This is a genomic window from Natronosalvus sp. KLKA75 (genome assembly GCF_059736265.1).
Genome location: NZ_CM185522.1, coordinates 1,928,172 through 1,942,491, shown reverse-complemented (window position 1 = coordinate 1,942,491; position 14,320 = coordinate 1,928,172). Strand labels below are relative to the sequence as shown.

General features: G+C 65.0%; 8 protein-coding genes. 3 read left to right on the top strand and 5 right to left on the bottom strand.

Going from position 1 to position 14,320, the window contains the following annotated elements; translation table 11 throughout:
- The first annotated feature begins 85 nt into the window (after positions 1-85).
- Positions 86-3,748 carry a carbohydrate-binding protein gene (locus AC6I65_RS09325; protein WP_497901638.1) on the top strand — a complete coding sequence of 1,221 codons (3,663 nt, stop codon included), beginning with the start codon at positions 86-88 and terminating at the stop codon, positions 3,746-3,748.
- A gap of 30 nt (positions 3,749-3,778) precedes the next feature.
- Positions 3,779-4,792, top strand: a complete 1,014-nt coding sequence (locus tag AC6I65_RS09320; RefSeq protein WP_497901637.1) for a M14 family zinc carboxypeptidase — start codon at positions 3,779-3,781, stop codon at positions 4,790-4,792.
- Positions 4,793-5,452: 660 nt separating this feature from the next.
- Here the strand turns inward: AC6I65_RS09320 and AC6I65_RS09315 are convergent.
- The 5 genes from AC6I65_RS09315 to AC6I65_RS09295 all read right to left on the bottom strand — a co-directional run bounded on the left by AC6I65_RS09315 (position 5,453) and on the right by AC6I65_RS09295 (position 12,241).
- Positions 5,453-6,808: a CapA family protein gene (locus AC6I65_RS09315; RefSeq protein WP_497901636.1), complete on the bottom strand. Its 1,356-nt coding sequence runs from the start codon at positions 6,806-6,808 to the stop codon at positions 5,453-5,455.
- Between the two features lie 123 nt (positions 6,809-6,931).
- Positions 6,932-9,352, bottom strand: a complete 2,421-nt coding sequence (locus tag AC6I65_RS09310; RefSeq protein WP_497901635.1) for an alpha/beta hydrolase — start codon at positions 9,350-9,352, stop codon at positions 6,932-6,934.
- A 238-nt stretch (positions 9,353-9,590) separates the two neighbouring features.
- The gene (locus AC6I65_RS09305) at positions 9,591-10,970 is read right to left on the bottom strand and encodes a neutral/alkaline non-lysosomal ceramidase N-terminal domain-containing protein (RefSeq protein ID WP_497901634.1); all 1,380 of its coding nucleotides are present in this window, start codon (positions 10,968-10,970) and stop codon (positions 9,591-9,593) included.
- 73 nt (positions 10,971-11,043) lie between these two features.
- Positions 11,044-11,403: a hypothetical protein gene (locus AC6I65_RS09300; protein ID WP_497901633.1), complete on the bottom strand. Its 360-nt coding sequence runs from the start codon at positions 11,401-11,403 to the stop codon at positions 11,044-11,046.
- A gap of 106 nt (positions 11,404-11,509) precedes the next feature.
- On the bottom strand, positions 11,510-12,241 hold the full coding sequence (locus AC6I65_RS09295) for a glutamine amidotransferase (RefSeq protein ID WP_497901632.1): 732 nt from the start codon (positions 12,239-12,241) through the stop codon (positions 11,510-11,512).
- A 986-nt stretch (positions 12,242-13,227) separates the two neighbouring features.
- Here AC6I65_RS09295 and AC6I65_RS09290 point away from each other — a divergent pair.
- On the top strand, positions 13,228-14,307 hold the full coding sequence (locus AC6I65_RS09290) for a Gfo/Idh/MocA family protein (RefSeq protein WP_497901631.1): 1,080 nt from the start codon (positions 13,228-13,230) through the stop codon (positions 14,305-14,307).
- The last annotated feature ends 13 nt before the right edge of the window (positions 14,308-14,320 follow it).

Sequence of the window (14,320 nt, the reverse complement as noted above, 5' to 3'; positions counted from 1 at the left end):
GAATCGTCCGAATGACGCGATATCGGATTCCCGAGGGCACGGCCGTCGAGAATTTCTTCAGACCACGAGCCTGCTCTCTCTCGGTTTGCTTCTGTCGGCCGAACCGACGCGGGGCGAAGGCCCAGGGCCAACCGCAATCCAGGCCGAGAAGCGCCGATCGAATCTGTACACGCCGGAGCGGCGAAACGCGGCGCTCGAGAACGTCCAGAACTACACCTGGGCGGCCGACCGGCGAGCGTCGGCCGTCGAAACCGCGACCGCGTACCTCGAGGCCTACGGCGGGCTGGACGGGCTGTGGCAGGCCGTTACCGGGCAATCCGTTCCTCGGAACGTGGCCCTCTCCGCGACGGCCGAGGGAGATCGCCCGCTCAACGACGCGGGCGTCTACGAGTCGTTCGACGAGGTTCCGTTCGAGGCCGAGTCGACGCGACGGCCGTGGGAACTGATCGACTCGACCCCGGGCGTCGAGCGCCAGGACGTGACGTTCGCGACCGACGAACCGTGGACCGTCGTCGAACCCTCGAGCGGCCGGGAGTTCCCGACGAACGACTTCGGGGCCTACCGCGAGAGCGGCCGCGACGACCGCGGCGTCTTCGACCCGGACCTGGCCGACAACTCGCTGCTCGTCAACGAGCGACGGCCCGACAAACCCGACGACTGGGGTGTCGACGACGGCACGGGCTGGGTCGACGAGGACGGCTACCTCGGCGTCGAAGGCGCCCGCTACCACTTCGTGGCCTACTACAATCGGGTCTACCGCTGGGAGCAACTGCTCGAGGCGCTCCGGGCATTTCGCGACGCGTACCTGTTCACCGAGGACGTGGAGTACGCGCGGGCCGGACTCGTCCTCCTGGACCGGATCGCGGACGTCTACTCCGAGATGGATCTGTCTACCCATCGCTACGACGACGGCTACGCCGGCGTCCACCAGTGGACCGGCCAGGGGAAAATCTGCGGATGTGTCCAGGAGACGATCACCATTCGCGTCCTCCTGAGCGCGTACGACGCGTTTCTCCCCGCGACGGACGACGAGGAACTGCTGGCGTTCCTGGACGAGCGGGCGACCGAGTACGAGATCGGCTCGAAAGGGACGGCCGACAACCTCCGCGAGAACGTCGAATCGAACGTCGTACAGGCGGTGCTACCCGCCGTACGGAACCACCAGATTCACTCGCCATCGGGCGGTCACCGAACGGCCCTCGCGATGGCCGGCGCCGTCCAGAACGACCCCGAGGGCTACACCGGCGACATCCTCGAGTTTCTCCTTCGACCTGGCGAGCGAACCCACCGCGACGACGGCTCGTACTGGGGCGAGTGGGGCGTCACCGGCGGCAACCTGCGCGCCGAGCTGGTCGACGCCGTCGATCGGGACGGCAATGTGCCGGGATCGCCAGCGGCCGCCGAACGGGCGTATCGGGCGCTCGAGCGAGTGACGGCCGTCCTCGAGGAGTACGAGGGAGACGACGGTTCGGCGCTGGCCGACCACCCGAAACTCGAGCTGGCGGCTGCCGGCCGACTCCCGCAGGTGCTTCGCGAAGCGTACCTGCCCAGTATCGGGGCGATGGGACGAACCGGCGTGCCGTGGCTGCCGATCGAGACTGAAGCGATGACGACCGCCCTGGAGTCGTTCGGCGACAGCCAGTTCGCGAAGGGGGCGTTCCTCGCGAACGGGTACGGCTACGACGACCTCCACGGCAGCATCTTCAGCCCGGATCCGGCGGGCACTGCGGAGGCAGTGCGCGAGGTGATCGACGCCGATGGCCCGCTGGAACTCACGAGCACGAACCAGGCGGGAACCGGGTTCGCCGCGCTCCGGGACGGCGAACACTACATCCGCGGCGGCTACCGCGTCGTCGATCAGTTCCCCTCGATGACCGTCCTCGAGCACACGACCGACTACACCGTCTACAGCAACAGCGGCACGGTCCAGTTCGAGGCGAACACGGCGGGCCAGTCGATCTCGTTCCAGTTCTCGATTCCGGTCGCCGAAACCTACGAGTTCAGCCTGAAGCCGTTCAGGTCGTCGGGGTACGGCACCTACGACGTGCTGATCGACGGAGAGCGGATCGCCGAGTACGACTTCTACGACGAGGTCACGGGCGCGAAGGAGTTCATCGTGCTCGCCGACGAGGTTGACCTCTCGAGGGGCGAGCACCGAATCACGTTCGAGAACACCGGCAAGCGACCTGCCGCCACGAACTACAAGATGGGCGTCATCGAGTGCAAGTTCCTCGACGAGCGCGCCCAGCGCGAGGAGGAACTCGAGGCGGAACGCGGGAACACCCAGCGATCGTTCGCCCTCCGGTACGGAGCGTCGACGCCGGACGGCGAGGGATCTGACCAGTCGTATCGAGACGCGTTACACCTGGACGTCCACGCCTACGGCGGCGACCTCGCTCCGGCCCCGGGCTACCCCGAGCACACCGGTTTCTGGCCGGACCCCGACTCGCCTGGTGAGTCGCCGGCGTGGCCCAGGGGCGAACACTGGACGTCGAACACGATCAGTCACAACACCGTCGTGGTCGACGAGTCACCGCAGTCGGAAACAGAGGGCGGGTCCCCGCACCACTTCAGGGAGACGGAACGAGTACGTCTCGCCGACGTCGAGTCGGCGGACGCGTACCCGACGACGAGTCAGTACCGCCGAACCACTGCGATGGTACGAATCGACGACCACCACTCGTACGCGGTCGACTTCTTCCGGGTCGTCGGTGGCGACGACCATCGCTTCAGTTTCCACGGTGCGGCCGGGTCGGCCACGGCCAGCGGGCTCGACCTCGAGGCTCAGGACAGCGGAACCTACGCCGGACCAGACATTCCCCGGCCCGCCTACGGCGAGGAATCCGACTACGACAGCGCGGCCAGCAACGGCTTCGACTACCTTGACGCCGTCGCCCGCGACGACGACCCAGCGGACCGATTCAGTGTCGACTGGGAGGTCACGGACACGCCGGGAATCGTCCAGGACGAGGGTGATGCCCACCTCCGGCTGACGATGGTCGGCGACGTCAACGAGCTCGCGCTCGCGGACGGCCGGCCGCCGCGTCACACCGGGAACCCCTGGAGCCTCCGGTACGCTCTCGCCCGACGTCGGGGATCGAATCTCGAGAGCACGTTCACCTCCGTTATCGAACCCTACCGCGGATCGCGGAGCGTCGAGTCGATCGAACCGGTGCCGGCCCACTCGGACGACGGTGTTGCGAGGGCCGTCCAGGTGACGCTGACGAACGGCCGTACCGACTACGTCGCCTACGCACCCGGCGATTCGACCTGCCGGGTCGGGGACGTGTTCCGGTTCGACGGATTCCTGGCTGTCTACTCCGAGCGCGAGGGCACCGCGGAGTCGGCGTTCCTCGAGGACGGATCGATGCTGGCGCCCGCTCGCGATGGACCGCCGCTGATTCGCGATCAACCCGACGCATTCGAAGGTCGCGTGGCGGACTTCACGCGCGAACTGTCGCGGACGAACGAGATTCAGGTCCGACTGACGTCGGAGCACCGACCCGACGACGCCGACGACCTCGTCGGCGAGTGGCTCCACGTCGAGACGGGAACAGGCGTCGAAGCGTACCGAATCGAGGGCGCGACGAGCTACCGGGGCAATCAACTCTCGCTCGATATCGGCGACGCGACGACCGTCGAGGGGTACGTCGACCCGTCGAACCCCGATGCCGGCTACGAGTACACGATCGAAATGGGCGCACCGTTGCGCATTCCGCTATCGCACACCTGGGAGCGCACCGACTGACCGTTCGAAAACAACAACGAGAACACACGAATGACACGAATTCAACCATTGACAGAAACGCACCACGACGGCTTATTCGGCGACGCACCGCTCGGCACCGACGCGACCTCCCGCGACGAAAAACATCGACCCTACGCTGAACTACAGCGGGTGCTCGACCACCTCGAGATGGCCGGACGCCCGTTCTCGAGGACGACGGTCGGGACGTCGAACCAGGGCCGAGACATCGACATGATCTCGGTCGGTCGCGGCGACACAGACATTCTGTTCGTCGGACAGCAACATGGGAACGAATCGTCCGGTTCGACGAGCCTCGTCGCGCTCTTGCACTACCTCGCGAGCGGCAAGTCCAAGGCGCACCTGGACGACGTGACCGTTCACGTCGTCCCGCGGGCGAACCCGGACGGGGCGGAGATCGAGTTCCGGGGGAACGTCGATCCGGACGCGCCGGATCCTGATACTGACGAGGGAATCTTCACGACGACTTACCAGGGTCGTGGCTGGGATCCGAACCGGTATCACTTCCCCGACTGGACCGAGAGTCGCCTCTACAAACACCATCCGGAGCAGTTCCCGGAGAATCCGGTTCCAGAAGCGCGAGCAGTAACCGAGGCCGTCGATCGCGTCGACCCCGAATTGTTCGTCGACATCCACGGACAGGGCGAGAAAACGACCGAGGACGGAGCAGCCGTCACGCACTCGGTGATGTGGCCCGTCCTGGGAGAAAAGCCGATTCCCGAGGACGGGCTCGCACTGTCCAAAAAGATGTGCGTCCAGGTCTACGATCACCTCAGCCGATTCGATCGCGTCGTCAGCCGGTATCCGGCGACGGCGGCGTATCCCGGCGTCGCACACAAGGCGTACGGATTACAGGACCGGGGGAGCATCATCTACGAAGTCGTCGAACCGAAGTCGGTCGATCAGTATCGAACTCGAACGCGCACGACGCTGCCGTCGCTCCTCTCGCTGATCGGAACGGCGGCCACCGGTGGCATTCACTATCGCGATCCCGATCGCGTCGAAGAAATTCCACACATCGGGTAAGTGTCCAGTCGGTTAGAACGGTGAACGGAACGGTGAAGCTCGTCGTTCGAGGCAATCATACGACCCGCCATCGATTCGAGCCTCTCTATGTAGCTCGAAGAGATTGACGCCGTTCTTCCGGTGTCACCACTCGGACAACGCGTCCCCTCGAGGACGACGGGCCCGTTTCAACTCGTCGAAAACGGACCCCCGGAAATATGTGTAGATTCTACGAGTTTCGACTATTACTCTGAATTCTGAGGGAATCGTTCCTTTCCGACTCGAGTCTCAAGCAAGCGAGGCGTCAGCTAAATCAGGGACTGTCATCGGCGAGTGGGGGTGTCGCTGGTCCCCAGGTCGAACGGGTAACCAATCAGATACGGTAACGGACGGATAGACTCCTGTGGACGGATTCTGGCGGTCGGTTTGGACGTACGATTCAGACCACTGTATCCTGCTTGACGCATCCAGAAATCGAACTACTTTCGGGTCGTTGGGAGGCGCCGACGAGGGTTTCATCAGTCGATTGTCGTTGGTAGTGGTGACCTCGAACGGATCGTCTCGCTCTGAAAATGAAGCGTATTATCAATCCACAATCTATCTCATGGACTCGACATGACTGGCATGCAGTTATCCGTACCCGCCAACATCGTTCCGTATCGTTCGACCGCTCGAGCGACCTCACTCGCGGGCGGTTCGAGCCAGCAACTGCTGTGCTTCGTCGCGGATCTCCGGGGTCCGCCTGTCGATCCCTTCGCCGGAGAGCACCTCGAGCGCCGTGGTCGTGAGCCACCGGTGGGACTCCGCCCGGATGACGTTCAACAGGACGAAGAGTTCCGCCCGTCGGGTTTCGGGATCCCAGATCGATCGCTGGAGTCGCGGGTCGTTCGGCGCCGACCGCGCACGCGAGAGGTTCGCCCCGACGCCGGTGTGGAGCCAGTTGGAGTACCGTTCGTAGAATACCTGAACGGCGATTTCTTGCCAGTAGGCCTCGAGCGTCGCCGCGTCGGTGGTGATCTCGGCGAGACGGTGGAGGTACGACAGGTAGTCCTCGCGATCTCGAGTTAGCCCGAGCGGGTGAACGACTCCGTCGACGGTTTCGGTCGGCACGAGTTCGACGGCGACCGGCGTCGACCCGTCGAATTCGACCTCCAGAACGAGCCCCCAGGAGGTGTTCTCCTCGTCGGTCATGCTGTCGAACAGGAAGTTACCGAGGCTGTAGAAGATCGCTCCGTCGTCGTACCGTTCCCAGCCCTGGGGGACGTGCGGGTGGTGCCCGACGACGAGGTCGGCCCCGATGTCGACGAACTCCCGCAAGAGCCCCTGTAGTTGGGGTGCCGGGAACGGGACGTACTCCACGCCGCTGTGGGCGACGACGATCACGCAGTCGTACTCGCGATCGGCCGCACGGATGGCCTCTCGAGCGCGACGATCGGAGAGCCACGCCGCTCCGTGGCCCCGTTCGTCGACGAGGTTGAACTCCTGTTCACAGACGTTGACGACCGCGACCGGCCCGTCGGGCCCGACCGCGAGCGATTCGTACGCTTCATCGGGCGTCGAGCCAACGCCCACGGTCGCGAGGTTGGCGTCGTGAAGCGCCTCGAGCGTCGTCACGACGCCCTCGGGTCCGTAGTCGCGGACGTGGTTGTTCGCGAGCGTGCAGACGTCGAAGCCGACGTTCGCTACCGTTTCGGCCGTCCCGTCCGGGTTCTCGACGCACGGCCCACTCTTGTCGATCGGCGTCGCCTTCTCGGAGACGATGGGGGCTTCGACGTTAAGGATCGAGACGTCGGCCGCGCCGATCCGTTCCCGAAGGGGCGACGACACCGTTCGATCGGCGGTCGGCCTGGCGTCCCGATTGAGCGCGCAGTCGCCGGCGACGACCATCGACCAGCGGTCACCGCCGGATTGGTCGGGACCCGTTCCGGGGTCGGGGTCGATCACCGTTTCCAGGTCGTCGCTCACGACGGTCGCGCCTTCGTCGCTCGTGTCCTTCGAGCGGTCGTCGCTCGTGCCCCTCGAGCCACCGTCACTCATTGACTTCCTCGCTTCCCTGGCCAGCGGTTTCGGGATCGATTCGGAACCGGCTCTCGAGCGATCGGACGTCCATCGGCCACCGGTTTTTTCGGCTCGACCATATACCTTTGCTCGAGCGAACGTTCAGGCCTGGTCGGCGATCCAGTCGAAGACGGCGTCCCGTCGGTCCGTGGAGAACGCCTCGGGTGACTCCCCGGACCCGCCGCCGAGACGAGCCTCGTGGTAATCGAAGCTCAACAGGTCGTCCGGTGCGCGGACCTCGAGGGCCTCGGGCACCCCGTAGAGGTCGTAGACGGACCGGGCTTCGGAGACGCATCGAAGGACGTCCGCCTGTGGGTGGGTCCAGTCGAGCGACGGGGCCACCGCGAGCGTCGGTCGGGGTGCGATCAGTCCGAGCACCTCGTGGAAGCCGAACGGGACTCGTTCGGGGTCGTCCCGGAACAGTCCGAGACGGGGTTGCAGCCCGTGCATCTGAGACAGTCGTCCGATCACCGCGTTCGCTCGTTCGGTTTCGGAATCGCTCGTCCGAAACGGCGCGAACCCGCAGACCGAGGCGACGCCGGCGATGCGCTCGTCGAGCGCCGCCGCGTACAGACCGACGGTGGCGCCGAGGGAGTATCCGAGGACGAAGATCCGGTCAGAGTCGATGCACTCGAGCCCCGAGAGCGTCTCGACGGCGGCCAGCGCGTCGTCGACCAGTTTGCCCATCTTCGACCAGTTCGGGTGGCGCTCGTAGAAGTGCTCGCCCTCCTCGATCCGGGTGCCGAAGCCAAGCTGGTCGTACGCGTACAGCGCGAACCCGCGGTCGGTGGCTCCCTCGATCGGGACCTGTCCGCGTCCGCCCGCCCCGTAGCCGGTGTTGTAGGCGTAGGGGTGCAGCCAGACGATGGCGGGCAACTGTTCGTCCGGGCGGTCACTATCGGCCGATTGCGGATAGTAGAGGTCGCCCTCGACGCGTTCGCCGTAGGTGCGCGACGGTGACAGCCACCGTTTCTCGACGCCATCCGGCGGGTCGGGTCGACCGATGACGTCCGCGAGGTAGTCCGGTTTCCCGCCTCGACCCGCCTCCTCGAGCGAGGACGCCGGCGAGTTCGACGCGCGCGGCGGTCGCTCGCCGAAGCTCCAGCGGAGACGGTCCCGGACAGCCGGTTTTCGATCGGTCCACTCCTCGATCGACTCGGCCCGGTTACCGTCGTCGTCTACCAGGGGGTCATCGAGCCCGCGCTCGGGGAATTCGCCGACGTCGACGTCCTCGGCAGCCGTCCGACGCCACTCCTCGAACGAAAAGTCGTGGTAGAGCCGCGTCGGATCGTCGTACTCGCCGCGTCCGAACGCGTCGTCGAAGAAGTCCAGGATCTGGTGAACGTCTCGGGTGGTCCTGGCGTGACGACCCTGGCGATACTGCAGGGCGAGTCGGTCGTCACCCTCCAGGAGGTCGTAGACGGAGTTGGCGGATCGGTACACCTGCGCGACGGCCCACGCGCTCGTCGTCCGCTCGTTCAGCGCCGTGTGGAGCAGACAGGCCCGTGGCGCAACGAGCGAGACGAGGTGGTTGGCGTCGACGGGGAGGCGATTCTCCCGGCCCACGAAGAAGCGCCAGCGCGGGTGGAACCAGCTGCGCCGAAGGCGCGCGTGGACCGACATGTCGCCGGCGTAGCAGTCGTCTCTATCGAACCGCGCCGGGACGACGGCGCCGCTCCCGGCGCTACAGGGGGCGACCGCGTCGATTCGCTCGTCGAACGCCGCGGCGATCAGCGACTGCTTGCCGTTTCGCGAGGCGCCCGTGATCGCGATTCGATCGTCGTCGGCCTCGGGCACCATCTCGAGGTAATCGACGACGCGATGGGCGGCCCACGCCCGCCGAGCGAGCAACTGGAAGTCGTAGTCGGGGTAGTACTCCCCGTAGTCGGCCGCGTCGTCCCGGGCGTCGGCCGCCGCGTAGACGACGGCCGCGTAGCCCCGCTGGAGGGCGAGCAGCGCCCACTTGCGGTGGTTCCACTGGGTCATGAACACCGGAAACGTCCCCGTCCCGTCCGGAACCATGAGTTCGAGGTCGAGCGTCAGGTTGTGGTCCGGACCGAATTCGAGTCGGACGTCGCGTATCGTCGCTCCCTCTACCGTTCGAGAGTCGAGTTCGCTCGCCCGAACGTTTCCCGGCGCGGGGGGCATCCGTCCGTAGAGCCAGTACTCGAGCTGGTGTTTGTATCGCTCACGTTGCTGTTCCCACTCCTCGCTGGTCGTGACCTCGGCCTGGCGTTCCCCTCCGAGTCCGTACTGAACGAGGGGGTCGGGAAGCTCGGCGAGTGCCGGCAACCGCTCGAAGTCGGGCGGAAGTTCGCCCGTTCGTTCCTGCCACGCAAGCCAGCTGTCGTCCCGGTGAGAGAGGCGCGGGTCGGAGCCGTACTCGTCGGCCTGGGGCGCGAGTAGGGGGCGCAGTTCCTCGAGGTAGTCCCGTCGCCGCTGTCTCTCCGCGGCGGACGATGGCTGCCCGTGAATCCGTTCGGGGTGGAGTGGATAGTCGTCGGAAGGTGTGTCGGCTGGCATGGTGTCGTCTGGGTTCGATGGGTACTGGTCGGGCTCGAGACTAAAGTCATTGGGTCGGTTGGGTCGACGTCCTCGGACTGACGTCCTCAGATCAGTGTCCGTAGCCCGACGTCCTCGAGTCGAGGTATTCGGATCGGTGTTCGCGGCTCGACGCACTCGCCCATTCGAACTCGGTGGACGTCCCCGTCTATCTCACTGGACCTGATGCGCCGGTCTCCATCTATTGAACCTATTGCACCTATTGCACCGTTCTCGAGCCGCCTACCCGCTCGCCTAGCGCCTGCGCGTGCTGTAGGATCCGATCCTCGGCGTTCGGGTCGAGTGGCCCCGAAAACGTCGACCGACGGATCGCCCCCTCGCTCTCGTAGCCACCCTCGGCTCTCACTCTGGCCGTCGGCACGTACGTGAACTCGTCGTTCGCGTACCCGGCTACCCATACCGGTCCCTCGAGGCGATCCTTCAATTGAATCCCGTACTCGACGAGAACTTCGCCGCCGAGGGCTACCAGCGTGAGATCGCCGCCGAAGCCGAACGCCTGTATCGGATACGGGTGTTCAGTTCGAATCGTGCCGGTCTCGTCGAGTTCGTCGAGGAGCGCCTCCGCGCGGACGCGTAGGTGTCGCACGTCGCCTCGCCGCATCGCCTCGAGTTCGTCCCTGCTCGGCGGGTCCTCGAACTCGAGTTCACAGTTCTCGAAGCCGGTTCTGAGCGGCCCTCGAACCGGCCGTCTCCGGGATTCGATCGCCGCGCGGACGGTCGTGGCCATCGTGCGGCCGTGGTGTTTCGCTAAGTCGACGTCACCGCGTGGATACGGATTCTGGTCGCCGGCACAGCCCAGGAGACAGAGTACGGTGGCTCCCGAATAGCGCTCCTCGAGATATCGGCGGGCGAACCCGGCCCAATCGCCGCAGTACTTCGTGAAAGAGAGGGTCGTCGTGTGACACGCATAGCCGAACACGATGGCCGAGGGCGTCGCTCCGTCGGTTGGGTTGCCCCCTCTGTCAGTCCTATCGAGCCCGTCGTCGGGTTCGACGACGAGAACCGGAGCCTCGTGATCGACCGGCGCGTCGGGGTTTTGCTCGTGGGCGATCCCGTCCTCGACCGGCAGTCGTCGACTCATCGCGAACCCACACCGGGCGTGGCTGTAGCTGATCCGTACTGGCGCTCGACCGTCGAGGGCCTCCCCGATCACGGCGACCAGTTCGTCCTCGAGTCGCTCGCGATAGTCGGCCGCGTTCATTCGATACCGCTCGACGTCGTCGGCGTACATTCGCACCTTGAAATCCCGGAATTCCGGTCCGCAGTGGGTGTGCGTCGCCGCGAGCACGATGGAATCGGGATCGATACCGTATTTCGCCTCACAGCGGTGCGTGACGGCGTCCCGGATCGCTCTCGGGACGAACAATACGTCGGCGGAGACGATGGCCGCGATCGTTCCCGACTCGTCCTCGAGCGCGAGCGCCGTCGCCTCGAGGTCGTGCTCGACGCCCGTGGCGGGGTCGTCGCGCTTTGCGAAGCCCGCCATCCACATCGGTTGCTCGGGCGTAATGACGCGAGTGGCGGTGCCGGCTTGCCACCCGTAACTGCTCGAAGACGTATCGCGTGCGTCCCGTGGCATCGAAGATCGGTTGTCGGTTGGTTCCGATCCCATATGGGTGTGGCGGCGTTTCGTGCTCGGAGCGCTCTAGCCGCTACGTTGTCTGCGTCGAGGCACCCTGCTGCTCGAAGATCGACACGATCTCCTCGGCAAATTCGACTGCCCGCTCCGGCAGTCCGTACTTCTCCTCGGAGCGATCGATCGCCCGCATCTTTTCGACGAACTCACGCCGGTGGTCGAGGTCGACGATGGTCTCACGGACGTCGAACGTCACCCTTCCGTCCTCGTCGGTCTCGAGCCACGTCTGGGTTCGTTGCTTCTCGTCGTAGGTGATCGTGTACGTCTCGTTGCCGATCACGTCCACGATGGTATCGAGGTCACCGATCTCGAGGTCCCCCCCGTCGGTCTCGAGGTAGACCGTGCCGCCCTCGACGCGCGTTTCGTAGCGTTTCATACGTTGGCGTAGCGTGGGTCACGCAAAAGTACGTTTGGGTCGCCAGGCCGTATGATCGATCTTCTTTTGGATCTCTAATTAGGCGACCGATCTCCTACCACTCTGGTCAGCCGGTGACGTACTCGAGCAGTGCCTCCCAGAGGGTGGGAAGGCCGTCCCACTCCAGAAAGGCCGGCGGCGCCCAGTGGGGCGCACAGTCGGTGGTGAACGCGAACGATCGTCCGTCCCCGTACGAGCCGACGGCGACCAGGGGATCGTCGCCGACCCTCGCCCAGACGTCTGCGTCGGCGTCGGCGACGACCCGGTTGTAGCCGAGAACGGCAGGCCACTCGTCGTCGAGGTCCGCTCCTGGAACCCCTTCGTTCGTCGGTCGAACGCCGGCCGGCGCCTCCACCCGGTCGTCGCCGGGACCGATCGAGACCGGCAGGACGTCGGCGAGCGCGGTGCGGTCGTACCGCGCCTGGCCGTTGACGCCCCCGAAACTCATGTAACCGCCGATCATCCCCAGTGCGCCGCCGTCTTCGACGTACGACGCCAGGAGTTCACAACGGTCGACGTCGGCCTCGCCCCGCCGGACCTGCGGCGTAAGCTGGAGGGTGTCCGCGCCGATGTCGCTCAGGATTACAAGGTCGTACGCCTCGAGGTCGGCCCGCGTGCGAGGGAACTCGCGGGTCGCGACGTGACAGGGCTGATAGGTCACCGACGCGCCCGCGACCTCGAGGGCCGCCACGAGGTGATCCGGCGCTTCGTCGTACGACGCCCCGGTGAGGACGTCCTGTCCCTTGATCTCGAAGGTGAGCAGTTGCCAGGACTCACCAGCGAGGAGTACGTTCGTCATGGGTCGCTCGATACGAGGGAGCGTCCGGGTATCAAGCCACCGGTCGTTGGTCGTCGACCACCAACGTTAGTCACTGGCCGTCGAAGTCGGTCACCGACCATCGACGTCGGTCCTGGTCGAGTCGTTTCCGATCGTCAAACACCTATTCCTCTCTCCCCGTCCGAGACGCCGACCCGATCCTGCCCGTCTGGTCCGGCTACAACGGCGACGGGACGGTCGCCTGGGAGGGTGATACACGAATGACCAAACTACGGTGTGGGCACCTGAAACGGTTCGAATCACCTCGAATTGGGCTCAGGTTCGCAGACGAACCGACGAAGTCGACGGTGCTGACGAACGAGTACCTCAGAGGGACGGTACGTTCGAAGAGTTCCGGCCACTGTTTTACATAACAAAACAGAGAGTGTGAAATAGTCACAGGCTGTTACAGACGTATGAGAGTCACGTTATGGTTCTCTGTGGCAGTCATTACCGATATAATGGCGAAATACGGCAGTAACGACGTTCGTTCTCGAGCGTGAATGGCTGTTTACGTGTGCAAAACGATTTCCGGTTTGTCCACGTTCGCTGTTTGGTCGTAACGGCGTCTTCGACCGCTCTGGCTCGAGTACGGTACTATCGCGACCGGCACCCTCCATCATCCGTGGTAAAGTGTGTTCGAATTTGGATTCCCGAAACACCCGTCCATCGAGTCGTGACACGTCTCTCACCACAACGTACATTACAACTTGCCACCATGAACCGAGTGATAACGATGCAGCTATGCGAATCGGATCTTCCGCAGGTGAGCCTGACGTGATCCCTCATGGTCCCCGAACCGGACACGTCACTGGACCGTGCGAATCGAATACCGTCGCCAGGCAGACAGCAATGCCGACAATCCTCGTCCGCTACCGGTGGCGAACGACTCGGTGCAACAGGAACGAGGGCCGTCATCGCATCGGTCACACGTTCGACCGAACTGGCGACGGCCTGGAGGCAACGAAATGACGGACCGAGCCGTCGGCTACGTCGGCCTCGATCACCACCACGCAGAGCCCTATCTGCAGACCCTCGACGCCCTACAGGCGAAGGCGACGGTGACGTGCGCGTGCGAACCGAATCCGGCTTTCGATCTGTCCACCGTCGACTCCCTCGGCGACGTCCCCATCTACGACTCGCTCGAGGCACTACTGTCAGCCGAGTCGGTCGATACTGTCTTCCTCACGCTGCCGAACCGCGATACGCCCGACGCCATCGAACGGGCACTCGACGCCGGAGTCGACGTCTACACGGAGAAGCCAGCAGCCCGCCAGGTCGCCGACCTCGAGCTCGTGCTCGAGCGAGCCGCCACTGCCGACGAAACTGTCTGCGTGTCGTATCCGTGGCAATCGCACCCGATCACTCGAGACCTTCGTGGACTGGTCGAGGACAGCTTCTTCGGCGACGTCCGCGCGTTCGAGGCGCGCTACGTCGCCTCCCAGCTGTCGTTCCGGGACACCGACCACTTCATCTTCGACGAGGACGCGAGTCGCGGTGGCATCCTCCAGTGGCTCGGCATCCACTGGCTCCAGCTGATCGACTCCCTCCTCGAGGAACCCATCGTACGCGTCAACGCGAACATGGTATCAGGTACCGAGGGGATCACTGTCGAGGACGTCGCGACGCTCCAGCTCGAGACGGCCGGGGGTGCGATCGGCACGCTCCACTGCGGCTACCATCTCGGCGAGGGCGTCTACGACACCAGAATCGACCTGTACGGAAGCGACGGTCGGAGTAGCTGGGATCCGATGGGACGGAAGTTCGGGTTCGAGGGCGAGACGACGCTCGAACTCGACGACACGAGCGGCGAGTGGGCGTGTACGCCCCACCGGAGGATCACCCACGAGTACGACCCGACCCCGGGCTACGGCGGATCGTGGGGGAAGGACTTCGTCGAGGAATTCTTCGAGGCCTGCGACGGAAAGGGCGACCCACCAGTCACGCTCGAGGACGCCGTTGCAGTTCTTCGCATTCTCGACGCCGCCTACGATTCCGCGGAGACGGGCGAGTGGGTCGACGTCGATACCGACGCGTCCGCGACGTAGCCGTCCTCGAGGC

Bases quoted from the DNA above. Each gene is read 5' to 3' on its own strand.
- AC6I65_RS09320 (WP_497901637.1), top strand. From the start codon at position 3,779: ATGACACGAATTCAACCATTGACAGAAACGCACCACGACGGCTTATTC.
- AC6I65_RS09315 (WP_497901636.1), bottom strand. From the start codon at position 6,808: ATGAGTGACGGTGGCTCGAGGGGCACGAGCGACGACCGCTCGAAGGAC.
- AC6I65_RS09310 (WP_497901635.1), bottom strand. From the start codon at position 9,352: ATGCCAGCCGACACACCTTCCGACGACTATCCACTCCACCCCGAACGG.
- AC6I65_RS09305 (WP_497901634.1), bottom strand. From the start codon at position 10,970: ATGCCACGGGACGCACGCGATACGTCTTCGAGCAGTTACGGGTGGCAA.
- AC6I65_RS09300 (WP_497901633.1), bottom strand. From the start codon at position 11,403: ATGAAACGCTACGAAACGCGCGTCGAGGGCGGCACGGTCTACCTCGAG.
- AC6I65_RS09295 (WP_497901632.1), bottom strand. From the start codon at position 12,241: ATGACGAACGTACTCCTCGCTGGTGAGTCCTGGCAACTGCTCACCTTC.
- AC6I65_RS09290 (WP_497901631.1), top strand. From the start codon at position 13,228: ATGACGGACCGAGCCGTCGGCTACGTCGGCCTCGATCACCACCACGCA.